The organism is Hymenobacter sp. YIM 151500-1 (genome assembly GCF_025979885.1).
Taxonomy (GTDB): domain Bacteria; phylum Bacteroidota; class Bacteroidia; order Cytophagales; family Hymenobacteraceae; genus Hymenobacter.
The window spans coordinates 2,731,889-2,752,247 of sequence record NZ_CP110139.1 but is presented as its reverse complement, the minus strand read 5'-3'; the positions used below and the strand labels follow the sequence as shown (position 1 = coordinate 2,752,247).

25 protein-coding genes are annotated in these 20,359 nt (G+C 58.3%); 5 read left to right on the top strand and 20 right to left on the bottom strand.

What is annotated here, in order from left to right; genetic code table 11:
* The 13 genes from OIS53_RS11515 to OIS53_RS11455 form a co-directional block, all read right to left on the bottom strand.
* Complete coding sequence (locus tag OIS53_RS11515) at positions 1-510, bottom strand: NADH-quinone oxidoreductase subunit J family protein (RefSeq protein ID WP_264678717.1); 510 nt, start codon at positions 508-510, stop codon at positions 1-3.
* A gap of 92 nt (positions 511-602) precedes the next feature.
* Positions 603-1,178, bottom strand: coding sequence for a NuoI/complex I 23 kDa subunit family protein (locus OIS53_RS11510; RefSeq protein ID WP_264678716.1), 576 nt, complete (start codon positions 1,176-1,178; stop codon positions 603-605).
* Positions 1,179-1,393: 215 nt separating this feature from the next.
* Positions 1,394-2,476 carry an NADH-quinone oxidoreductase subunit NuoH gene (gene nuoH, locus OIS53_RS11505; protein WP_413775160.1) on the bottom strand — a complete coding sequence of 361 codons (1,083 nt, stop codon included), beginning with the start codon at positions 2,474-2,476 and terminating at the stop codon, positions 1,394-1,396.
* Between the two features lie 101 nt (positions 2,477-2,577).
* The gene (locus OIS53_RS11500) at positions 2,578-3,579 is read right to left on the bottom strand and encodes an NADH-quinone oxidoreductase subunit G (RefSeq protein ID WP_264678715.1); all 1,002 of its coding nucleotides are present in this window, start codon (positions 3,577-3,579) and stop codon (positions 2,578-2,580) included.
* Positions 3,580-3,687: 108 nt separating this feature from the next.
* Positions 3,688-5,028 carry an NADH-quinone oxidoreductase subunit NuoF gene (nuoF, locus tag OIS53_RS11495; RefSeq protein ID WP_264678714.1) on the bottom strand — a complete coding sequence of 447 codons (1,341 nt, stop codon included), beginning with the start codon at positions 5,026-5,028 and terminating at the stop codon, positions 3,688-3,690.
* Between the two features lie 5 nt (positions 5,029-5,033).
* A complete protein-coding gene (locus tag OIS53_RS11490; RefSeq protein ID WP_264678713.1) occupies positions 5,034-5,336 on the bottom strand; it encodes a hypothetical protein in 303 nt (100 codons plus the stop codon).
* A gap of 11 nt (positions 5,337-5,347) precedes the next feature.
* Positions 5,348-5,923: an NADH-quinone oxidoreductase subunit NuoE family protein gene (locus OIS53_RS11485; protein ID WP_264678712.1), complete on the bottom strand. Its 576-nt coding sequence runs from the start codon at positions 5,921-5,923 to the stop codon at positions 5,348-5,350.
* Entirely contained in the window at positions 5,923-6,273 is a 351-nt protein-coding gene (locus tag OIS53_RS11480) for a HepT-like ribonuclease domain-containing protein (protein WP_264678711.1), read from the bottom strand. The genes OIS53_RS11485 and OIS53_RS11480 overlap by 1 nt, the downstream gene beginning before the upstream one ends.
* Positions 6,239-6,556, bottom strand: coding sequence for a nucleotidyltransferase family protein (locus OIS53_RS11475; RefSeq protein WP_264678710.1), 318 nt, complete (start codon positions 6,554-6,556; stop codon positions 6,239-6,241). Before OIS53_RS11475 ends, OIS53_RS11480 begins: the two co-directional genes overlap by 35 nt.
* Before the next feature lie 12 nt (positions 6,557-6,568).
* The gene (gene nuoD / locus OIS53_RS11470; protein ID WP_264678709.1) at positions 6,569-7,837 is read right to left on the bottom strand and encodes an NADH dehydrogenase (quinone) subunit D; all 1,269 of its coding nucleotides are present in this window, start codon (positions 7,835-7,837) and stop codon (positions 6,569-6,571) included.
* A 104-nt stretch (positions 7,838-7,941) separates the two neighbouring features.
* Positions 7,942-8,505: an NADH-quinone oxidoreductase subunit C gene (locus OIS53_RS11465; protein WP_264678708.1), complete on the bottom strand. Its 564-nt coding sequence runs from the start codon at positions 8,503-8,505 to the stop codon at positions 7,942-7,944.
* A 100-nt stretch (positions 8,506-8,605) separates the two neighbouring features.
* On the bottom strand, positions 8,606-9,160 hold the full coding sequence (locus OIS53_RS11460) for an NADH-quinone oxidoreductase subunit B (protein ID WP_319805456.1): 555 nt from the start codon (positions 9,158-9,160) through the stop codon (positions 8,606-8,608).
* A gap of 69 nt (positions 9,161-9,229) precedes the next feature.
* On the bottom strand, positions 9,230-9,622 hold the full coding sequence (locus OIS53_RS11455; RefSeq protein WP_264678707.1) for an NADH-quinone oxidoreductase subunit A: 393 nt from the start codon (positions 9,620-9,622) through the stop codon (positions 9,230-9,232).
* Positions 9,623-9,753: 131 nt separating this feature from the next.
* Between OIS53_RS11455 and OIS53_RS11450 the strand changes: the two genes are divergently transcribed.
* Together OIS53_RS11450 and OIS53_RS11445 are read left to right on the top strand one after the other, a co-directional pair.
* A complete protein-coding gene (locus OIS53_RS11450) occupies positions 9,754-10,356 on the top strand; it encodes a Uma2 family endonuclease (protein ID WP_264678706.1) in 603 nt (200 codons plus the stop codon).
* A 15-nt stretch (positions 10,357-10,371) separates the two neighbouring features.
* A complete protein-coding gene (locus OIS53_RS11445; protein WP_264678705.1) occupies positions 10,372-10,800 on the top strand; it encodes a Uma2 family endonuclease in 429 nt (142 codons plus the stop codon).
* Between the two features lie 246 nt (positions 10,801-11,046).
* On the opposite strand, the gene pruA is transcribed toward OIS53_RS11445, so the two are convergent.
* On the bottom strand, positions 11,047-12,717 hold the full coding sequence (gene pruA / locus OIS53_RS11440) for an L-glutamate gamma-semialdehyde dehydrogenase (RefSeq protein WP_264678704.1): 1,671 nt from the start codon (positions 12,715-12,717) through the stop codon (positions 11,047-11,049).
* A 168-nt stretch (positions 12,718-12,885) separates the two neighbouring features.
* On the opposite strand from pruA, the gene OIS53_RS11435 reads away from it, so the two are divergent.
* Positions 12,886-13,878, top strand: coding sequence for a glycoside hydrolase family 43 protein (locus OIS53_RS11435; protein WP_264678703.1), 993 nt, complete (start codon positions 12,886-12,888; stop codon positions 13,876-13,878).
* Between the two features lie 9 nt (positions 13,879-13,887).
* Here the strand turns inward: OIS53_RS11435 and OIS53_RS11430 are convergent, their stop codons facing one another.
* From OIS53_RS11430 to OIS53_RS11410, 5 genes are all read right to left on the bottom strand, one after another.
* Positions 13,888-14,799, bottom strand: a complete 912-nt coding sequence (locus OIS53_RS11430; RefSeq protein WP_264678702.1) for a hypothetical protein — start codon at positions 14,797-14,799, stop codon at positions 13,888-13,890.
* 15 nt (positions 14,800-14,814) lie between these two features.
* A complete protein-coding gene (locus tag OIS53_RS11425; protein WP_264678701.1) occupies positions 14,815-15,363 on the bottom strand; it encodes a hypothetical protein in 549 nt (182 codons plus the stop codon).
* 206 nt (positions 15,364-15,569) lie between these two features.
* Positions 15,570-16,265, bottom strand: a complete 696-nt coding sequence (locus OIS53_RS11420) for a YjjG family noncanonical pyrimidine nucleotidase (RefSeq protein ID WP_264678700.1) — start codon at positions 16,263-16,265, stop codon at positions 15,570-15,572.
* A 224-nt stretch (positions 16,266-16,489) separates the two neighbouring features.
* Positions 16,490-16,816, bottom strand: a complete 327-nt coding sequence (locus tag OIS53_RS11415; protein ID WP_264678699.1) for a (2Fe-2S) ferredoxin domain-containing protein — start codon at positions 16,814-16,816, stop codon at positions 16,490-16,492.
* A gap of 44 nt (positions 16,817-16,860) precedes the next feature.
* Positions 16,861-17,259: an ArsR/SmtB family transcription factor gene (locus OIS53_RS11410; RefSeq protein WP_264678698.1), complete on the bottom strand. Its 399-nt coding sequence runs from the start codon at positions 17,257-17,259 to the stop codon at positions 16,861-16,863.
* Between the two features lie 112 nt (positions 17,260-17,371).
* On the opposite strand from OIS53_RS11410, the gene OIS53_RS11405 reads away from it, so the two are divergent.
* Both OIS53_RS11405 and OIS53_RS11400 read left to right on the top strand, forming a co-directional pair.
* On the top strand, positions 17,372-18,064 hold the full coding sequence (locus OIS53_RS11405) for a carboxypeptidase-like regulatory domain-containing protein (protein ID WP_264678697.1): 693 nt from the start codon (positions 17,372-17,374) through the stop codon (positions 18,062-18,064).
* A 354-nt stretch (positions 18,065-18,418) separates the two neighbouring features.
* Complete coding sequence (locus OIS53_RS11400) at positions 18,419-19,801, top strand: NAD(P)/FAD-dependent oxidoreductase (RefSeq protein WP_264678696.1); 1,383 nt, start codon at positions 18,419-18,421, stop codon at positions 19,799-19,801.
* Between the two features lie 55 nt (positions 19,802-19,856).
* Here the strand turns inward: OIS53_RS11400 and OIS53_RS11395 are convergent, their stop codons facing one another.
* Positions 19,857-20,231, bottom strand: a complete 375-nt coding sequence (locus OIS53_RS11395) for a PH domain-containing protein (protein ID WP_264678695.1) — start codon at positions 20,229-20,231, stop codon at positions 19,857-19,859.
* Positions 20,232-20,359: the final 128 nt, after the last annotated feature.

The following is a 20,359-nucleotide window of genomic DNA, read 5'->3' as shown; positions in this document are numbered from 1 at the left end:
TTAGAAATTCCGCTCGCCGACCTCGCGTTTGCCTAGCATCACAGCGCCTACCATAGCTACCAGAAATAGCACCGAAGCAAGCTCAAAGGGCAGCAGATACTCAGTATACAGCACCATCCCCAGCCGGTCAACCATGCCGATCTGCGAGTCGAAGGTGGTAGCGTTGATGCCAGCTGGCTGCACATCTTTCATGGCCGCCACCAAAATTAGCAGCAGGGAGCCGCCCGCCACCGCAGCAGCAATTTTGGCCAGGGTTGGTTTGTGCGGCTCCGTATCTACGTTTAGGTTCAGGAACATAATCACGAACAGGAACAGCACCATGATGGCGCCGGCGTACACAATGATGTTCACAGCCGCCAGGAACTGCGCGTTCAGCAGTAGGTAATGCCCCGAGAGTGAGAAGAACGTCAGAATCAGGAACAGCACGCTGTGCACCGGGTTTTTGGCAAAGACTACACCCAGCGCGCTTAGCAGCGCCACAAAAGCCAGGAAGAGAAACAGAGGAGACATAGGAAAAGAGGATTTGTCAATCCGAGCAATCCGAAAAATCCGTTTAATCTGTGATTCAGATTCCTCGCTTTGCTCGGAACGACAAGGTAGGATTACGCCGGCTGACCGGCCAGCTTGCCGCGCAGCGCGTCGGCTTGCTCGGGCGTGAGCTGAATGCCGCGCACGGAGCGTTTGTCGGGGTCAACGGGCTCCACGAGGCGGTCCTTGCCGTAGATGAATTCGTCTCGCTCGTAGCGCGGCGGGGCCATTTTGTCGGGCTGTAGGTAGATGGCAGCTTTGGGACAGGCTTCTTCGCACAGCCCGCAGAAGATGCACCGCAGCATGTTGATTTCGTAGCTGACGGCATACTTCTCCTCACGGTAGAGGTTTTCCTCGCCCTTCTTCCGCTCCCCAGCCACCATGGTAATGGCTTCGGCGGGGCAGGCCACGGCGCAGAGGCCGCAGGCGGTACACCGCTCCCGGCCTTGCTCGTCGCGCTTGAGCACGTGCAGGCCGCGGAAGATGGGAGAGAAGGGGCGTGTTTCTTCGGGGTAGCGAATGGTGGCCTTCTTCATGAAGAAGTGCCGCATCGTAATGCTCAGGCCCTGGAAAATGGCCGGCAGATACGCCCGCTCGGCCAGCGTCATCGGCTTCTTCTCCAGTTTCTTGGCTCGGTTGGTGAGTTGCATAATTGGGCTTAGCCTTCAGGTAAGGAGTCTGTGGAGCGAATGGCCTGTTTAAGGTGCATGCGTCTTTCGACCTCTTTAGTGTGTTCTGCTTGATTGTCTTCTTCAGAGCTACTGTTATACTGGTTAAAATTCGCTCTTATCAAGCGTAATTCCTCTGGTATAGCTGTAGCTAGTTCGATTTGTCGCCTCTCTGTTTCGGGGGCGTACGTAACCAGTTACTTTATCACCCCGAACAGGATGAGGCCGCCGGTGAGCAGGATGTTGAAGACGGCCAGCGGAATGAGGATGGTCCAGCCCAGGCGCATCAATTGGTCGTAGCGGAAGCGGGGCAGAGTCCAGCGCACCCACATGAAGAAGAAAATGAAGGCGAAAATCTTGGCGAATAGGCCCAGCGTGCCCAGCACCGTAATCAGGTTTTGGGCCGAAGCCAGCTCCCAGTCCTGGCTGCTCACCAGCCAGTCGCGCAGCTCGTATTGGAACGGGAAGTTAAACCCGCCGAAGTACAGCACGCTCATCACGGCCGAGGCCACGAAGATGTTGACGTACTCGGCAAACAGGTACAGGCCCAGCTTCATCGACGAGTACTCGGTGTGGTAGCCGCCTACCAGCTCGGTTTCGCACTCGGGCAGGTCGAAAGGCGTGCGGTTGGTTTCGGCAAAGGCGCACACCAGGAAGATGATGAAGCCCAGCGGCTGCTTCACTATGTTCCACATGGCCCACTCGCCCGGCACCGACTGCTGCAAGGTGATTTCGCGCAGGCTCAGTGTGCCCGACATCATCAGCACCGCAATCAGCGACATGCCCATGGCCAGCTCGTAGCTGATGTTCTGCGAGGCCGCCCGGATGGCGCCCAGCAGGGAAAACTTGTTGTTCGAGGCCCAGCCACCAATCATGATGCCGTACACGCCCAGCGACACCACCCCGAATACCCACAGCATCCCAATATTCACCTCGATGCCTTGCAGGAAAAAGGAGTTGTTGCCGAAGGTCAGGGTGTTGCCGAACGGAATAACCGCCGACGACATCAGGGCCGTGAGCATGGCCAGGCAGGGGCCAAATACGAACAAGGCTTTGCTGGCGCCACCAGGAAAAAACTCCTCCTTGGTGAACATCTTCACAGCGTCGGCCAGCGGCTGTAGCAAGCCATAAGGTCCGGCGCGGTCCGGGCCCACACGGTCCTGCAAGAAGGCCGCCACCACGCGCTCCGCGTACGTAGAATACGTGGCAATCAGCAGCGAAACCGCGAAAACAACGAAGATGACAATGGCTTGCCAGCCTAAGGTCGGTATCTCTATCATGGATTGTTTCTGGTTGTTGGTTGTTGGTTTTTGGCTCTGGTTTTGGCGTTCTTCACTCACTGCAAAAAGCCAAAAACCAGCAACCAAAAACTGTAGACCAGTTAATTACCCAGCTTCAGTGGCGGATTCTTTTCCAGTTCGCGCTGGGTGCTTTCTGGCAAATCGGCCACTACTGACTGGTTTAGCACGGGCAGCTCGTAGTGGTTTGCGGAAATCACCGAAGAACGGTCGATGTGGGCGGGGCCTTCGAGGGTCCAGTCGGCGGTTTCCTTTTTCTCGAAGCGGCACTCGTTGCAAATCCACTCCTTTACCTCACCGTACTGGTCTTTGCGGGCCGTTACGCGCAGCACGTCCTTGCCTTTGTACCACAGCACCACCTTGCCCGTGCACTTGGGACAGTCGCGGTGGGCATTTACGGGCTTCGTGAACCACACCCGCTGCTTGAAGCGGAAGGTTTTGTCGGTCAGGGCTCCCACCGGGCACACGTCGATGACGTTGCCGCTGAAGTCGTGGTCGATGATGTTCTCGATGTAGGTGCCGATTTCGGCGGCGTCGCCGCGGCCCAGCACGCCGTGCACCCGCTCACCGGCCACTTGGTCGGCAGTAAACACGCAGCGGTAGCACAGGATGCAGCGCGTCATGTGCAACTGAATCAGCGGGCCAATGTCAATTTTCTCGAATGTGCGGCGCTCTTCCTGGTAGCGGGTGGTGGCTACGCCGTGCTCGAAGGCGAAGTTCTGCAAGTCGCACTCGCCAGCCTGGTCGCACACCGGGCAGTCGAGCGGGTGGTTGATGAGCAGCATCTCCACAATGCCTTTGCGCACGTCGAGCACTTGCTGGCTGGTGGTGTTTTCGACCACCATACCGTCTTGCACCGGCGTTACGCACGAAGCCACGAGCTTGGGCATGGGCCGCGGGTCTTTGGCCGAGCCGGCCGCCACGCGCACGAGGCAAGCGCGGCACTTGCCACCCGAGCCTTTCAGCGGCGTGTAGTAGCACATGGCCGGAGGCACGATGCTGCCACCAATCTGGCGGGCCGCGTTGAGGATGGTCGTTCCGTCCGGAACTTCCACCTCGATGCCGTCGAAGGTTATTTTAGCCATTGGTTCTATGTGAAGAGCTTAGACCGTGAGAACTTAGAGCGTAGACTTTGAGTCCACCAGCTGTTATCGTTCTGAAAAATCTAAGCTCTAAGTTCTCAAATCTACGTTCTATACAAGCACTGCTGCTCCAGGATACACTGCGCCGGGTTGGGCGGCTTCTTTGGCGTGGGTCACGTGCCACTCAAACTCGTGGCGGAAGTGGCGCACGGCAGCGGCTACCGGCCAGGCGGCGGCTTCGCCCAAGGGGCAGATAGTATTGCCCTCAATTTGCTTAGCGACGCTCACCAACAGGTCGATGTCCTCCATGTGGCCGTGGCCATGCTCCAGGCGGTGCAACACTTTTTCCATCCAGCCGGTGCCCTCGCGGCAGGGCGAGCATTGTCCGCAGCTTTCGTGATGGTAGAAGCGCGAGAAGTTCCAAGTGTTGCGCACGATGCACGTCGTCTCGTCCATGGCAATAAAGCCGCCCGAGCCGAGCATGGTACCCGTCACAAATCCGCCGTCCGACAACGACTCGTAGGTCATCAGGCGCGGCTCACCGGCCGCTGTTTTCAAAATCAATTCCTTGGGCAGAATGGGCACCGACGACCCGCCGGCCACCACAGCTTTCAACTCCCGGCCCTTCCAGATGCCGCCGCAGTACTCGTCGGAGTAGATAAACTCCTCCACCGGCACGCCCAGCTCGATTTCGTAGATGCCCGGTTTGTTGAGGTGGCCGCAGGCCGAAATCAGCTTGGTACCCGTACTGCGGCCGACACCGATTTTGGCGTACTCCTCGCCACCGTCGTTGACAATCACCGGCACGGTAGCAATGGATTCCACGTTGTTTACCACCGTGGGGCGGGCGTAAAGGCCCTGCACAGCCGGAAACGGAGGCTTATTGCGCGGATTACCCCGCTTGCCTTCCAGGCTTTCGAGCAGAGCCGTTTCCTCACCGCAGATGTAGGCTCCACCGCCGGGGTGCACGTACAGGTCCAGGTCGTAGCCCGAGCCCAGGATGTTCTTGCCCAAAAAACCGGCGGCATAGGCTTCAGCAATGGCCTTTTCCAGGATGCGCAGCACGTACAGCAGCTCCCCGCGGATGTAGATGTATGAAGTGTTGGCGCCTAGCGCGTAGGAGCTGGTAATCATGCCCTCGATGAGCAGGTGGGGCAGCTTCGACATCAGCTGCCGGTCCTTGAACGTGCCCGGCTCCGACTCGTCGGCGTTGCAGACGAGGTAGCGCGGCACGCCTTCGGGCTTGGCCAGGAAGCTCCACTTCATGCCCGTGGGGAAGCCCGCGCCGCCGCGGCCCCGCAGACCCGACTTCTTCACTTCTTCCACCACCTCGTCGGGCGTCATCGTTTTCAGGGCCTTCTCCACCGAGCGGTAGCCGCCTTGCTTGCGGTATACCTCAAAGGTGTCAATGCCTTTAACGTTAATATGTTCGGTCAGCAGTTTGCGTCCCATAGTCACTATCTAGTTTCCAGCGTGGAAATGCGGCCTTCATGGTCGTCAAGCCGCTGACGAGTTGCTTGCGCCTCTTCACGAAAGGCAGCTACCATAAACTCAGTGTTCTTGCGGTTTTCTTCCATCAGGGAATGGAACATGTGATTGGTATGCTGTTGCTGCTTGAGCATGAGAGAAGCCATCTGTTCAATAGCGCTCTTCATTCCACGCATATCATCTCGCATCTCCTGAATGCCTTCCTTCATCTCGTGCATCTCAATGACAATCTCCGAGACAATCAGCGGCAGGTCTTTATTTCGTTCGTCCATGCTGCGGCAGGTCAGTTGTTAGCCAGCGCATTAGTCAAGCCATTTTCTTCCCATGGCAGGGCGGGGCGGTGCACCTGGTTGCGCAGCTCCGTGAGCATGGCGTCTACGGCTTCTTCGGTGTCAAGCTGCTCGTAGTATTTCTCGCGCACTTGCACAATGGGCGCGAAGCCGCAGGCGGCTAAGCACTCCACTTCTTTCAGGGTGAACAACCCATCCGGTGACGTGCCGCCGACTTTGGCGCCGGTGATGCGCTCCAAGTGGGCCGTCAGCTCGTCGGAGCCGCGCAGCATGCAGGGGCCCGTACGGCAGATTTCCAGCACGTGCTTGCCCACCGGCTTCAGGTTGAACATGGTGTAGAATGTGGCTACCTCGTATACCTCAATCGGGCGCAGGTTCAGCGTTTCGGCTACCAGATCCTGCACCTCCGGACTCACCCAGCCGCCAAACTCGGCCTGCGCAATGTGCAGCACCGGCAGTAGCGCCGACTTCTGCCGGTCTTCGGGGTACTGTTTGCGAATACGCGCAATTTCCGCCAGGGCAGCGGGTGAGAATTGGGGCTTATTGGGCGCAATAGTAGATACTTCCATTAGGCAGAAAGTGCCGAAAGCACTTGTTGAAGTTGCAGTTTCAGCGCGGGCAGGTCTCGGCGTACAGCATCCCAAATTACTTGGTTCTGCACGTCGAAGTATTGATGAGCAGCAAAGTTGCGCATCCCAACAACGTCGCGCCACCGAATATGCGGATTCGCATCACGCGGCGCTATTGTCAAATGGTTGGCAGCTTCGCCAATGATTTTCAAACCCCGCACGCAGGCAAATTGCATCATGCGGTTTTGGATGAATTCAGTTTCTGAAGCTGTGGCCGTGAAGTTTAGCACGTCGTCAATGGCTGTCAGCATATGCTCAAGCCGCTGCTTGTCGGCAAACCGCTTGGTCATAGATTAAGATCTTATCAGCTTCAGTAAAGGGTCGGTAAAAAGGCAAAATGGTGTCGGCGCTACCCAAATCTACTTGTTTGCCGAGGGATTCGCTTAACTCCCCCGACCAACCAAAAAACCTTATTCCAACAGGCTGCGTCGGATCTAGCTCTACTAGCAAGTCCACGTCACTTTCAGCATTGGCTTCTCCCCGCGCATGAGAACCAAACAAGAACACCCGCAGCACCGGCTGCTGCCGGAAGTACTCTTGAATAAGGATGATTTCTTGCTCGGTAAGGCGCATGATACTAGTAAATTACGCGTCCAGCTCACCGGCAATAACGTTCATGGAGCTGAGCGTCACAATGGCGTCGGAGAGGGTGGAGCCCACTACCATTTCGGGGTAAGCCTGGTAGTAAATGAAGCAGGGCCGGCGGAAGTGCAGGCGGTAGGGCGTGCGGCCCCCGTCGGAAACGAGGTAGAAGCCTAGTTCGCCGTTGCCACCTTCTACGGAGTGGTAGACTTCGCCCACCGGCGCTTCAATCTCACCCATGATGATTTTGAAGTGGTAGATAAGCGCCTCCATGTTTTTGTACACGGCCTGCTTGGGCGGCAGGTAGTAGTGCGGGGCGTCGGCGTGGTAGGGGCCTTCGGGCAGGTTTTCGAGGGCCTGGTTGATGATGCGCAGGCTCTGCCAGATTTCCTCGTTGCGCACCAAAAACCGGTCGTAGGTATCGCCGTTGGTACCCACCGGAATTTCAAAGTCGAAATCCTGGTAGCTGGAGTACGGGTTCATCACCCGCACGTCGTAGTCGACGCCGGCGGCGCGCAGGTTGGGGCCGGTGAAGCCGTAGTTCAGAGCCCGCTCCGCCGTGATACCGCCCACATTTTGGGTGCGGTCCATGAAGATGCGGTTGCGGTTGAACATGCTCTCAAACTCCTTCATCACGGCCGGGAACTCCTTAAGCCACTTGCGCAGCTTCTGGACGGCCGTATCGGAGAAATCACGCTCCATGCCGCCCACGCGGCCCATATTGGTGGTGAGGCGGGCGCCGCAGATTTCCTCGTAAATCTCGTACACCTTCTCGCGCTCCTGAAACACATACAGAAAGCCGGTGAAAGCGCCGGTATCTACGCCCAGAATAGAGTTGCAGATGAGGTGGTCGGTGATGCGGGCCAACTCCATGACAATCACGCGCATATACTCGGCGCGCTTTGGTACCGTCACGCCTAGCAGCTTCTCCACGGTCATGTGCCAGCCCATGTTGTTGATGGGCGACGAACAGTAGTTCATCCGGTCGGTGAGCGGCGTAATCTGGTAGAAGGGCCGGCGCTCGGCAATCTTCTCGAAGGCGCGGTGGATGTAGCCGATGGTGGGCACGCCCGAAACGATCCGCTCCCCGTCCATCTGCAAGATGTTCTGAAAGATACCGTGGGTGGCGGGGTGCGTGGGGCCCAGGTTGAGCGTGGTCAGCTCCTGGTTGAAGTCGTTGACGGTCGGCGCCAGCGGATTAATGCGGGGCTGCTGCTCGCGCGCCTCCTCGATAATCTTGTGGGTGCCTTCCAGCGTGTCGTTTACTGCCATGATTGGTAGTAGGTATAGAGTAGTTGGTATTAGGTAAGCGAGTGGAAACTCGTGGATAAGTGGTAATTCTTCTTGTTACCAACTACCCAATACCTCTTACCACATCATCTTCCAAAGAACAGGTCGGTTTTGTCTTCGCGGGTACCGTCTTCCAAAGCGTATTCCTTGCGCATGGGGTGGTAGTCCATGTCTTCCACATTCAGAATGCGGATGAGGTTAGGGTGGCCTGGGAAGATAATACCGAAGTAGTCGTAAGTCTCACGCTCCATCCAGTTGGCGGTGGCGTAAAGGTCCGTCAGCGTCGGCACCACGGGGTCCGAAATCGGAAAGAAGATTTTCAGGCGCAGGCGCACGTTGTGCACCAGGCTGTGCAGGTGATACACCATGCCTAACTCCCGGCCTTCCTGCTCCGGCCAGTGCATGCCGCACATGGTGGTCAGAAAGTTGAGCTGCAACTCCTGGTCCTGCTGCAAGCCCGCCACAATGTCGTGGATTCGCTCCCGCGTGGTCGTGACGGTTAGCAGGCCGTAGGGCTCCTCCACATCGGTAAAGGCATCCTGGCCAAACAGGCGGTAAAGCAAGTCCAACAGCTGCGCGTTTTTCTGCGCGGCCGGGTCTTGGGCCGTGGCGGTTTCCTGAGCAGCAGCAGATTCGGTGTGGTCAGCCATGGTAGAGAGGTGAGATTGTGCGAGGTGAGAAGTGAGACGATGTTCTGGCAGTATTCCGCCCAAAACCTAGTCTCACCTCTCACTTCTCATTGTCCCAGGTCTATTTAATGTTATAAGACGCCAGCAGGGCCTGATATTCGGGTGAGTTGCGGCGGCGGAGGGATTCGTTTTTGGCCAAGTCCTGGATGCGCATCAGGCCGTCGAGCACTTGCTCGGGGCGGGGCGGGCAGCCGGGCACGTACACATCCACCGGGATAACCCGGTCGATGCCTTGCAGCACGGAGTAGGAGTCGAAGATACCGCCCGAGGAAGCGCAGGCGCCCATGGCCAGCACCCAGCGGGGCTCGGCCATCTGCTCGTATACCTGCTTCACGATGGGCGCCATCTTTTTGGCAATGGTGCCCATCACCATCAGCAGGTCAGCTTGGCGGGGTGAGAAAGAGGGGCGCTCCGAGCCAAAACGCGAGATGTCGTAGTGGGAGCCCATGGTAGCCATGAACTCGATGCCGCAGCAGGAGGTGGCAAAGGGCAGGGGCCAGAGCGAGTTGGCGCGGGCAATGCCCACTACTTTCTCCAGCGAGGTGGCAAAAAAGCCAGCGCCTTCCACGCCCTCGGGCGCGTCCACCATTTTGATTTCCGGAACTCTAGTATCCATGCGAGAAAGTCAGTTTAGAAGCCGATAAACTTCAGTTTGCCAACACCAGGCGGCAAGCAAAAGTTTGGGTTAACGCACCTCATTCCAGCGCAGCACGCCTTTTTTGATGACATAGCCAAAGCCGGCCAACAGCAAGGCCAGGAACACCAGCATCTCGTAGAAGCCGGTCTTGCCCAGTTCGCGGAAGTTCACGGCCCAGGGATACATGAAGATGACCTCCACGTCGAAAAGTACAAACAGGATGGCCGTGAGAAAGTACTTCACCGAAATGGGCGTGCGGGCGTTGCCCACCGATTCGATACCGCACTCGAAGGCCTCGTCTTTCACGCGGCTCTTGCGGCGCGGCCCGATAAGGTGCGAGGCTACCATGGAAAAGGCCACAAAAGCCACCGCCAGCACAAACTGCACGATAATAGGCAGAAAGTCCTGGGGTTGATATTGAGTTGGAACAGCGAGAAGCATAAGCAACAACAGAAGAATGCCATCCGAAATGGCGTTGGAAGACAAAGGTAGGGCCTGAGCGGTTGGGAACAAAGGTGAAACCGGCCCGCTGGGAAAAGGTGTATTTTTGGTAGAAATATATCCTGCTACCTATGGAGCCGGCCCTGGCCTCGCCCCGCTACTATGCTGTGGAGGAATACTTCGCGCTGGAAGAAGTGTCCGAAGTGCGGCATCTGTTTTACCGGGGCGAAGCCTTCGCCATGTCCGGGGCAGTTGGTATGCACACTATTGTCAAGCAGAACTGCGTGGTGAGCCTGCGGCTGGCGTTGCGGGGTAGAGGCTGCCGGGTATATGATGAGAACGTGCGACTGGCCGTGCTGGAGGGCGAACTATACATGTATCCGGACGTGATGGTGACCTGCCACCCCGACGACTCACCCAACAAGGTGATGATGCGCCACCCAGTGGTGTTGATTGAAGTGTTGTCGCCAGGTACGGAGAGCCACGACCGGGTGTGGAAGTTCAGCCGCTACACGCAATTGGCATCCTTACAGCACTATCTGCTGGTGTCGGCTAGCAGCTGGCTGGTAGAGTGGTACCGGCGGGAGCCGTCGGGCGTGTGGTCGTTTACACCGCTAGCCAGCCAGGAGGATGTCGTGACGATTCTGGAGCTAGGCATCACGCTGCCGCTGGCCGACATCTACACGGAGCTAGATATTCAGCCGGAGCTGGACAAGCCCCGAACCCTTCAATAAACCGTTGACGCGTACATGGAACAGGCTGCTGCACCCAACCACTACACGGTGGAAGAATATCTGGCGCTCGAAGATGCCTCGGAGGTTCGCCACAAATATTACCAGGGCGAAGTTTTTGCTATGGCTGGCGCCTCGCTTCCGCATAACCACATCATTGGCAACAGTTACCGGGCGCTGGGTGACCGGCTAGACGCCTCACGGTGTGAAGTGTTTTTAGATGGAGCTTTGCTTAAGATAGATGACTCGTGCTTCATCTACCCCGACTTGCTAGTGTCCTGCCACCCCGCCGACCTAGCTGCCGACCGTATCTTACAGCATCCCAGCGTTATTTTCGAGGTACTTTCGCCCGCCAGCGCTGCGTATGACCGCACCGCTAAACTGCGGTTTTATCAGCGCCTGCCCAGCGTACGGCATTACGTGCTGGTGCAGCAGGAGTATTGCTGAGTTGAATGCCTTACCCGCCAGCCAGGAGAAGAAAATCAATGGACGCTACAGGTGTACGACGCCTTGAGCGACGAGCTGCACTTGTCCGCATTGCAATTGCGAATTCAACTGGCGGAACTCTACGCCCGAGTGAAGCTAGGTCCTCCACCGCAGGTGCCACCGCCACTATAAATACCCACGGCCTAAAAAAGAAACAGCCGCCTCAGTTTCCTAAAGCGGCTGTTTTAGTTAGTGGGACTGAATGGCTTAGAACCCACCCTGGCCGGTTACGTTCAGGTTTTCGCCAGTTTCGACGCCCAGGAACGGGTAGCGGTAGTCGACGGGCGGCACGAAGGTTTCCTTGATGGCGCGCGGCGACACCCAGCGCAGCAGGTTGAGCAGGGAGCCGGCCTTGTCGTTGGTACCGGAGGCGCGGGCCCCGCCGAAGGGCTGCTGGCCCACTACGGCGCCGGTAGGCTTGTCGTTGATGTAGAAGTTGCCGGCGGCTTGCACCAGCTTCTTCGAGGCTAGGTCGATGGCGTAGCGGTCCTGGGCGAAAATAGCGCCGGTGAGGGCGTAGGGCGAGGTGCGGTCCACCAATTCCAGAGTTTGCTCAAACTGGTCGGGCTCATAGACAAACACCGTTACCACGGGCCCGAACAGCTCCTCGCACATGGTCACGTACTGCGGGTCCTTGGTCACGATGACCGTGGGCTGGATGAAGTAGCCTTTCGACTTATCGTAGCTGCCGCCGGCCACGATGTCGGCGTTGGGGTCCTGCTTGGCGCCGTCGATGTAGCGGGCCAGCTTATCGAAGGAGGCCTCGCTGATAACGGCGTTGATGAAGTTTGAGAAGTCCTCGACGTCGCCCATCTTAAACGACTTGAGGTCTTCCTTCACGTAGCCCAGCACCTCATCGGCCAGGTTGGCGGGCAGGTAGATGCGCGAGGCGGCCGAGCACTTCTGGCCCTGATATTCAAAGGCCCCGCGCGAAATAGCCACGGCTACGGCCTTGGCGTGGGCCGAGGGATGCGCCACGATAAAGTCTTTGCCGCCGGTTTCGCCCACGATGCGCGGGTAGCTCCGGTAGCGCTTGATGTTCTGGCCGATGGTCTGCCAGATGTTCTGGAACACGCCGGTGGAGCCGGTGAAGTGGATGCCGGCGAAGTCGGGGTGCTGGAAGATAACCTCCCCGGCCGTGGGGCCGTCCACGTACACGAGGTTGATGACGCCGGCCGGCACGCCGGCTTCCTCGAACAGCTCCATCAGCACCTGGGCCGAGTAAATCTGGGTGTTGGCGGGCTTCCACACCACCACGTTGCCCATCAGGGCCGCCGAGGTGGGTAGGTTGCCGGCAATGGAGGTGAAGTTGAAGGGCGTGAGGGCAAACACGAAGCCTTCCAGCGGGCGATGCTCCAGGCGGTTCCACATGCCGGGCTGGCTCTGGGGCTGCTGCCGGTACAGCTCCTGCATGAAGTGCACATTGAAGCGGAAGAAGTCAATCAGCTCACACGCGGCGTCGATTTCGGCCTGGAAGGCGTTTTTGCTCTGGCCCAGCATGGTAGCCGCGTTGAGGCGGGCGCGGTAGGGACCGGCCAGCAGCTCGGCGGCTTTCAGGAAGATGGCGGCCCGCTGCTCCCAGGGCAGCTCGGCCCAGGCCGGGCGGGCGGCTAGGGCCGCGTCGATGGCCTGGCGCACGTGGTCGGCAGTGCCTTCGTGGAAGTAGCCTAGGGTGTGCTGGTGGTCGTGGGGCGGGCTCAGGCGCTGGGTGTTGCCGGTGCGCACTTCCTGGCCGCCGATGTGCATGGGAATGTCGCGCTCCTGCTGCTTCAGCTCCTTTAGGGTCTTGAGCAGCTCGGTGCGCTCCGGTGAGCCGGGGGCGTAGGCTTTGACGGGCTCGTTGATAGGGGTGGGGACGTTAAAAAAGCCGTTGGCCATCGGGATGCTGATTTGGGGTGGTTGATGTGCGAACTGGAGAGGAGGGCAAAGGTAGCCAGCGGCTGGCAATAGGCTTTGGCTTGCGGACTATGGACTACACCAGCATCTTCGCTCAGCCGAATCCGTTTGGAGAGCAAAGCGCCATGCGCGTCTGTTAATTTGCTTCTGATGCCGACCTCCACTACCTACACTAACCCTATCTGGGACTTCGACTTTCCCGACCCCACTATTATCCGCGCCACCGACGGCTACTACTACGCCTACGGCACCCAAACCAAGCGCCCCGGCGGCCTCATCGTCAATCTGCAAGTGGCCCGTTCCCTGGACTTGGTGCACTGGGAATATCTGGGCGAAGGATTGCCCGAAAAGCCACGGTGGGCGCAAGAAACGCAGAAGTTCTGGGCACCGCACGTGAGTGAACATGAAGGCACCTACTACCTCTACTACTCTGCCAAGCCGGACACTGGAGCCGGCCTGTGCCTAGCCGTGGCAACGGCTACCTCGCCGGCCGGGCCCTTCGTGGATGTGGGCGCCCCTTTGCAGCGCGGGCCGGGCTTCCTGGAAATCGACCCCATGGCTTTCGACGACCCCGCTACGGGCAAGCGGCTGCTGTATTGGGGCTCCGGCTTCGGGCCGCTGCGGGTGCGGGAGCTGGCCGACGACCGGGTTTCTTTCGCCCCTGGCAGCCCGGAAGTGCCCCTGCTCCATCCCGCCGGCGCCGGCGACCCGCGCCGCTACGACCAGCTCCTGGAAGGCAGCTGGGTGGTGCTGCGCCACGGCTGGTACTACCTGTTCTATTCCGGCAACAACTGCTGCGGCCCCGACGCCCACTATGGCGTGCTGGTGGCCCGCTCCCGTGCCGCCACCGGCCCCTTCGAGACCCTGGCCGAGGCCACCGGCAACCCCTACGCCACGCTGCTGGAAGGCAACGCCCACTGGCGCGCCCCCGGCCACAACTGCGTCGTCACGGACGCTGCCGGCCAAGACTGGCTGGCCTACCATGCCATCGACCCCCAGCAGCCCACCTTCGACGCCATTGACGACGAGCAAGGCTACTCGCGCCGGGTGATGCTGCTGGACCGGCTGGAGTACGTGGACGGTTGGCCGCGGGTGGTTACGGGCGGCACGCCGTCGTGGCAGCAGCAGCCGGCACCGCAGTAGTGCGGAAGCTTATTCCGCTTTTTGGCGCAAACGTTCTAGCTGCTTTACTTGTGACAAAAGCACAACGATTCCAACTAGGGCAATCAGGCCATACGTTGTGCCATCCTGACCCACCCCATTAGGATTTAATTGTAGCAGTAACTGAGCATTTTCTTGTTCCTGGAGCGGATACCAGACATCTACCGGAGGACGCCAGCCAAGAAATAAAGTTTGTTGGAAAGTATGCCAGTACGTTTTAGGTACAGCCATCCAACGGTAACGTGGACTAGAGGGCGGCGGCTCATTAACAGGTCGAAAAGCCACCAACACGCGTGTTTCAGAACCGGCAGGGCTAGCATCAATGACGCGCCCCACCACATGGTGACCACGTAAATAAGGAGAAAGTAGACCATCCTTTGCTGACCAGTCAGCACAACAAGTTAATCCATAGCAGATGGCTCCAAGTCCGAAAACAGCAGTGCCACCATGCAGAACCCAGTGCCATGCATGGTTGCTTTTTAATAAATCCCTGCTTTTGCTTGACCACAGAGCATTCCCTATAAATAAAACAGTACAAATAAGCGTAACTAAAGGCAGCGCTACAGAGGCAGGAGAACTGATGTAAGCTGCCGTTTGTGGCTTATGTGGTAAGTACCTTACAGGCAGTGTGTCATTTATAGCTGTACGCTGGTAGGTATATTCGTCTAGTTCTATTCTTATATTGGTGCGATGGGAAAGGCTTTTCTTCGCATTAAATACCACGAGGGCTTCGTACTTAACGCTGTTCTTGTGATGTTCTTTTCTCACTTTTTGAACAAAAGCCAAAGCAACCGGAGCAGTTTCCAACTGCTGGTCGTCGTGCCAAGTGCTAAAAGCGAAAAGGGTGTATCCACTCCAGAGGAAGGCAGTAAATAAAAAAGTAAAGTAGTCAGCTCTTTTCACAAGGTTGAGGCTTATTTAAACCCGTTCCAATAGCTGCCGCACTTGCTCTTCCAGCTCAGTCAGGGAGCCGGAGTTATGCAGCACGAGGTCGAAATAAGGATAATCGTCGAGGGCGGTTTCGCTGGGGTGGAGGTCGTCGCGGGTGCCGTCGCCGCGCTGGCCGAGCGGGTCGCCTTCCACCCGAATCATCAGGCCGCCGCGGCTGCTGATGAGGTTGGCTTCGTTGGGAAAGCGCACGTCGGGGATGAGCGTGTGTTGCTCGGCAGGCAGTTTCGAGAAAAAGGCCTGCACCCAAATGTCGGGCTCCCACTGGCGCAGGGCCAGGCCCACTTGCTGGAGCATTTCGCCGCGGGTGCGCCCGAACGCCGGCAAACGCTCCGCTTTACCCTGCTGCGAAAAGTACGGAGCCACTCCCTCGCCGGCCAGGGCCGCGCACACAGCCTTGATGGGTTCTCCCACGGAGCGAATGTGCCACCGCCGCTCCGGCTGTACCTGCTGAATCAGGCGGGCAATGGTGTCTTTGCCGCTGCCCCGCCGCCCCGAGAAACCAATCAACCGTGTCATCAGCTGCAAATGTAGGGGCGCGTCGCACGCGCCCGGTTCGTTGCTTGTTGGACAGGCAAAAGATATAACGCGAAGTTCCACTTTGTGAGGTGTCGGAACGTCGCCGTTTGAACAGCATCACTTGGACGGCGCAGGTGCCTCGCCGAATAAGGCTTCGCGTTGCATTTTCTGGCTCGTGCCGCTGGCCGGGCGCGTCGCACGGGCCCCTACAAAATCTCCTTTAGCTCGCTCAGGCAGCTGATTTCGTAGGTAATGGTGTTGAAGTGGCGGCGCTTTTCGGGGTTGAAGTACACCTGGTCGATGCCGGCGTTGTAGGCACCCAGCACGTCGCACTCCAGGTTGTCGCCAATCATTAGGCTCTGGCTGGCCGCCGCGCCGCTGCGCTCCAGCGCGTGCTCAAAGATGCGGCAGTCGGGCTTGAGGTGGCCGCAGCACTCCGAGGTCACGATTTCCTGGAAGTAGTCGGTCAGGCGGGAGGCGTTGAGCTTGATGTACTGAACGTCCTTGAAGCCATTCGTAATCAGGTGCAGCTCGTAGCCTTTGTCGCGCAGGTAGTCCAGCACCTCGTAGGTATAGGGAAACACGGCCGACTTCTTGGGTAAAATATCGGTGAACTGCTCCGAAATATCTGCTGGCGAATCTTCCTCTCGCAGGCCCAGCTTCAGGAAGGTGCGCGGAAAACGAGTAACGCGCAGCTGCTGCTGGGTGATTTTATTGTTCTGGTACAGCCGCCACAGCCCGTGGTTGATGTCGGAGTACACCTGAATAAACTCCTCCACCGTGAACGTGCCGTAGCGCCCCAACTCGTGCAGGTCGAACAACTGCCGCAAGGTCGCATCGGCGTTGGTTTCAAAGTCCCACAGCGTATGGTCGAGGTCGAAGAAAAGATGCTGGTATTTCAAGGGGAGTGATGAGGTGAAGAAGTGATAAAGTAAATAGTGAGGAGGTGACAGGTAACAAGTAGCCCGTCCTGCTGAGCGGAGTCGAAGCATCTCTACCGTTTCGTTGCTGAAACTGCTTCGTCTGCACGATTGAGGTTAGCCAGCGGGAGAGATGCTTCACGGGGCTCAGCAGGACGGTTGGCTTCTGGCGTCAGTACACACCTCAACGTACACAAGTATACCTACTACTCCAGACGCAGGTGTTCTACGGGGCGGCCTTCGGCCAGGTGCTCACGCACGATGTCGGGGGCGTCTTTGGGTTTTACGTCGCCGTACACGGTGCCTCCGGGGTAGATGATGAGGGCCGCGCCGGAGCCTTTCTTGCAGTGCTTGCAGAGGTCGAGGCAGTTGCAGGTTTGCACGCGGGTTTTGTGCTTTTCGCCACTCAGCAGCACCTGTTTCAGCCCTTGCTTCTTCAGTTCGAGCTTTAAAGCCTTGGCAACGTCGCGGCCCACTTCACTTTTCTGGGCATTGCAGACGAAAATGCGGGTAATGGCAGCAACAGGTTTCACAGAATAATACAGAATCAGAATCAGACACGAAAAAACGGCTAGCGTCAGCGCACCTCGGCGGCGCCGGTCCAGCGGCGGCTCTGGAGCTTATACGCGGCCAGCTCCCGGTTCGACCAGAGGGTTTGGTAGATCTTCTGGTCGTGCACCAGCTGCGGGTCACGCTCCATGTAGCCGAGCAGCTGCTGAACGAAGTCCTGGGCTTCTTCCTTTATGAAGTAAAACACCCAGTTGTCGAGCCGCCGGAAGCTGACCAAGCCGGCATTTTTCAGGTAGCCCAGCTGGCGCGAGGTTTTGGTTTGGGTGAAGTCGAGCACCTGTTCCAGGTCCGAGATGCACATTTCCTGGTTGCGCCAAAGCAGGTGCAGGATGCGCACCCGGCTTTCGTCGCCCAGGGCTTTAAAGAGTTGCTGGCCGAATGCAACGGTAAAGTGTTTCAGGCGCATCTTTGGCGGAAAGGCTGGAACAATGCCGGCCTGGGGTAGGCCGGCCCGAATTTACGTCAAACCCGGTAGCGGCCCCGAAAGTGCCGTATGTTTGTAGTCCGTAATGCCTTGTATGTCTGCTAAGATTCGCGTTTATTTTTCGGGGTGGCTGCTGCTGGTTGTGCTGGCCGTAGCCCTGGGGCTGCTGGCGCCCGGCCGGGCCGTGGCCCAGGGGCAGCGCCGGGTGGTGCAGTTCACCGGCATCGTGGCCACCGGCGACTCGCTGCTGGGCGTGCCGGGCGCAGCTGTGTTTGTGCCCAAAGCCGGCCGCGGCACCGCCACCAATGCTTACGGCTACTTCTCCCTGCCCGTGCTGGCCGGCGACAGTATCGTGATTCGCAGCCTCGGCTACCGCAACCAGTACGTCGTTATTCCGCCTGACTATCCGCGCCAGAGCTATTCGGTCATTGTGCAGCTCAAGGAAGATGCCACCGTGCTGCCCGAAATCCGCATCTTCCCCTACGCCACCGAAAAGGAGTTCAAACAGGCCTTTCTGGCCCTGAAGCTGCCCAAGGAGCGCGGCTCGTCTGCCGCCGACAACCTGAACGAGCAGATCATGCGCCGCATCTTCAACAATGCGCCCGTGACGAGCATGGGCAACTACCGCCAAACCTTGCAAAGCCAGCAGCTCGACCAGCAGCGCCGCATGGGCACGGCTCCCAACCCCTACACCAACAACCCCTTGCTTAACCCCTTCAGCTGGCTACAGCTGATTAAGCAAGTGAAAAACGGCGAGTTCAAGAAGAAAGAAGGGGAGGATTATTAGTTGAGGTGATGAGGTGAATGGTGAGGTGGTGAGTAGTGACAGGAAGACCGTTATGCTTCATCTGGCGTCCGCGCAGCCGGAGGCGAAGTCGAAGCATCTCTACCGCGGGCTAATCTCAATCGTGAGGATGGAGCGGTAGAGATGCTTCGGTAAGCTCAGCAGGACAAGACCACCACAACGTCAGCACGCGAGATGCTTCGACAAGCTCAGCATGACCGTTCTATTTGTCACCTCATCACTTCATCACCACTCACCTCGAGTAAAAAAGGAAACCTGTGCGGCGGTTTTTCTGTACAGAATTTTTGGCACTGTTGCCGTAGCACGCCGCCGCGGGCGGCCCGCGCTTTTCCTTGTATGGATACCAATCTTCCGGTTACCTCCCAGCCCCGCATCGTTATTATTGGGTGCGGTTTTGCCGGGCTCCGGCTGGCCAAAGACCTGGCCGACGCGCCCGTGCAGGTGGTCGTCATCGACCGTAACAACTACCACAACTTCCAACCCCTGCTGTACCAGGTGGCCACCGGTGCCCTGGAAGCCGACAGTATTGCCTACCCCATCCGCAAAATCTTCGCCGGCCAGCAGAACTTCTTCTACCGCATGGCCGACGTGCAGCGCGTCGACCCCGACCGGAACACGGTCGTGACCAACATCGGCGACATTCGCTACGACCATCTCGTCATTGCTACCGGCTCACTCACCAACTTCTTCGGGCTGGAAAGCATTGAGCGTAATGCCATGCAAATCAAGAGCATTCCTAATGCCCTGAACCTGCGGAGCTACCTGTTCCAGAACTTCGAGAAGGCCCTGCTCACTTCCGACCCCGGCGCCCGCCAGGCCCTGATGAACGTGGTAGTGGTAGGTGGTGGCCCCACGGGCGTCGAAATCTGCGGTTCCCTGGCCGAGATGCGCAAGGATGTGCTGCCCAAAGACTACCCCGAGCTGGACCTGAAGAAGATGGAAATCTACCTGGTCGAAGCCGGGGCCGAGGTGCTGGGGCCCATGTCGAAATACGCTCAGGAAAAAGCCAAGGAATACCTCGAAGAAATGGGCATTCATGTGCGCCTGAACACGTCGGTGAAGCGGTTCGAGGACTGCAAGGCCTATGTGTCGGACACTGAGTTTATTCGCACTGAAAACCTGATTTGGGCCGCCGGCGTGAACGGCGCCGCCGTACAGGGCTTGCCCGAACAGGTGGTAGCTCGCAACAAGCGCATCAACGTGGACACCGTGAACCGCGTGGTGGGCTTCTCCAACGTGTACGCCATTGGCGACGTGGCCAATATGGCAACCGACGAAATGCCCCGCGGCTACCCCATGCTGGCACCCGTAGCTATTCAGCAAGCTGAGCAGCTGGCCGATAACTTCAAACGCCTGCTGGCCGGCGAGGCACTGAAGCCGTTCAAATACTTCAACAAGGGCAGCATGGCCATCGTAGGCCGCAACCGCGCGGTGGTCGACCTGCCCGGCGACCGGCACTTCGGTGGCTTTCTGGGCTGGCTGACTTGGCTGTTCGTGCACTTGATGACGCTGGTAGGCTTCCGCAACAAGGCCGTGACGCTGGTGGGCTGGGCCATCAGCTACTTCAGCTCCGACAAAGCCCTGCGCCTCATCATCCGCCCCTACAAGCGCAATGACGTGAAAGATGCGCCTGGTAAGCGCAAAGCCGAGCAGCAAACCTCCACTCCTCAGTACAATCCCTCGGTACCTGCACCCGATGCGCCGGTGGTAGGCGGGTAGAGCAGAAAACCCCGTGAAAGCAACGACCCCGTAGTTATACTTCGGGGTCGTTGCTTTATAGCGCATACTCGCTCAGCGCGCGGTACACGTCGTGAATGGCTTTGTCGTTGCGGAAGCTCTTGCTGATGGGGTCCGCTTGCCCCCGCACCCAAATTTTCAGCTCCGCGTCTAGGTCAAAGTGGCCGGTCGTCTCCATCGAGAACCGCTCGACGCTGCGGTACGGGATGCTCACGTACTCCCGCTTCTTGCCCGTTACGCCCTGCTTGTCCACCAGAATCAGGCGTTTGGTGGTAAACACCAGCAGGTCGCGGATAACGGCGTAGGCGCCGCGCACGGTTTCGCCGGGCGCGAGCAGCTGGCTGAGTTCGAGCTGAATGGTTTGGGCGTCGCTTTCGGAGGCATTGCCCAGGAGGCCGTCGAGAATTCCCATAGAATGAAAGTTAAGGTAGAGGTTTACGCCGAACGCTTTGAGGAGTGAGAATAACGAAATGGCCTAATAAATCGGTTGGCGAGCCTTTTAATATAGAAAGGACGGCCTGTGCCAGTTCGTTTGCAGTG

What these genes read in the sequence shown, in the direction of transcription:
- OIS53_RS11515 (WP_264678717.1), bottom strand. Translation starts at nt 510, where the DNA reads ATGTCTCCTCTGTTTCTCTTCCTGGCTTTTGTGGCGCTGCTAAGCGCG.
- OIS53_RS11510 (WP_264678716.1), bottom strand. Translation starts at nt 1,178, where the DNA reads ATGCAACTCACCAACCGAGCCAAGAAACTGGAGAAGAAGCCGATGACG.
- nuoH (WP_413775160.1), bottom strand. Translation starts at nt 2,476, where the DNA reads ATGATAGAGATACCGACCTTAGGCTGGCAAGCCATTGTCATCTTCGTT.
- OIS53_RS11500 (WP_264678715.1), bottom strand. Translation starts at nt 3,579, where the DNA reads ATGGCTAAAATAACCTTCGACGGCATCGAGGTGGAAGTTCCGGACGGA.
- nuoF (WP_264678714.1), bottom strand. Translation starts at nt 5,028, where the DNA reads ATGGGACGCAAACTGCTGACCGAACATATTAACGTTAAAGGCATTGAC.
- OIS53_RS11490 (WP_264678713.1), bottom strand. Translation starts at nt 5,336, where the DNA reads ATGGACGAACGAAATAAAGACCTGCCGCTGATTGTCTCGGAGATTGTC.
- OIS53_RS11485 (WP_264678712.1), bottom strand. Translation starts at nt 5,923, where the DNA reads ATGGAAGTATCTACTATTGCGCCCAATAAGCCCCAATTCTCACCCGCT.
- OIS53_RS11480 (WP_264678711.1), bottom strand. Translation starts at nt 6,273, where the DNA reads ATGACCAAGCGGTTTGCCGACAAGCAGCGGCTTGAGCATATGCTGACA.
- OIS53_RS11475 (WP_264678710.1), bottom strand. Translation starts at nt 6,556, where the DNA reads ATGCGCCTTACCGAGCAAGAAATCATCCTTATTCAAGAGTACTTCCGG.
- nuoD (WP_264678709.1), bottom strand. Translation starts at nt 7,837, where the DNA reads ATGGCAGTAAACGACACGCTGGAAGGCACCCACAAGATTATCGAGGAG.
- OIS53_RS11465 (WP_264678708.1), bottom strand. Translation starts at nt 8,505, where the DNA reads ATGGCTGACCACACCGAATCTGCTGCTGCTCAGGAAACCGCCACGGCC.
- OIS53_RS11460 (WP_319805456.1), bottom strand. Translation starts at nt 9,160, where the DNA reads ATGGATACTAGAGTTCCGGAAATCAAAATGGTGGACGCGCCCGAGGGC.
- OIS53_RS11455 (WP_264678707.1), bottom strand. Translation starts at nt 9,622, where the DNA reads ATGCTTCTCGCTGTTCCAACTCAATATCAACCCCAGGACTTTCTGCCT.
- OIS53_RS11450 (WP_264678706.1), top strand. Translation starts at nt 9,754, where the DNA reads ATGGAGCCGGCCCTGGCCTCGCCCCGCTACTATGCTGTGGAGGAATAC.
- OIS53_RS11445 (WP_264678705.1), top strand. Translation starts at nt 10,372, where the DNA reads ATGGAACAGGCTGCTGCACCCAACCACTACACGGTGGAAGAATATCTG.
- pruA (WP_264678704.1), bottom strand. Translation starts at nt 12,717, where the DNA reads ATGGCCAACGGCTTTTTTAACGTCCCCACCCCTATCAACGAGCCCGTC.
- OIS53_RS11435 (WP_264678703.1), top strand. Translation starts at nt 12,886, where the DNA reads ATGCCGACCTCCACTACCTACACTAACCCTATCTGGGACTTCGACTTT.
- OIS53_RS11425 (WP_264678701.1), bottom strand. Translation starts at nt 15,363, where the DNA reads ATGACACGGTTGATTGGTTTCTCGGGGCGGCGGGGCAGCGGCAAAGAC.
- OIS53_RS11410 (WP_264678698.1), bottom strand. Translation starts at nt 17,259, where the DNA reads ATGCGCCTGAAACACTTTACCGTTGCATTCGGCCAGCAACTCTTTAAA.
- OIS53_RS11405 (WP_264678697.1), top strand. Translation starts at nt 17,372, where the DNA reads ATGTCTGCTAAGATTCGCGTTTATTTTTCGGGGTGGCTGCTGCTGGTT.
- OIS53_RS11400 (WP_264678696.1), top strand. Translation starts at nt 18,419, where the DNA reads ATGGATACCAATCTTCCGGTTACCTCCCAGCCCCGCATCGTTATTATT.
- OIS53_RS11395 (WP_264678695.1), bottom strand. Translation starts at nt 20,231, where the DNA reads ATGGGAATTCTCGACGGCCTCCTGGGCAATGCCTCCGAAAGCGACGCC.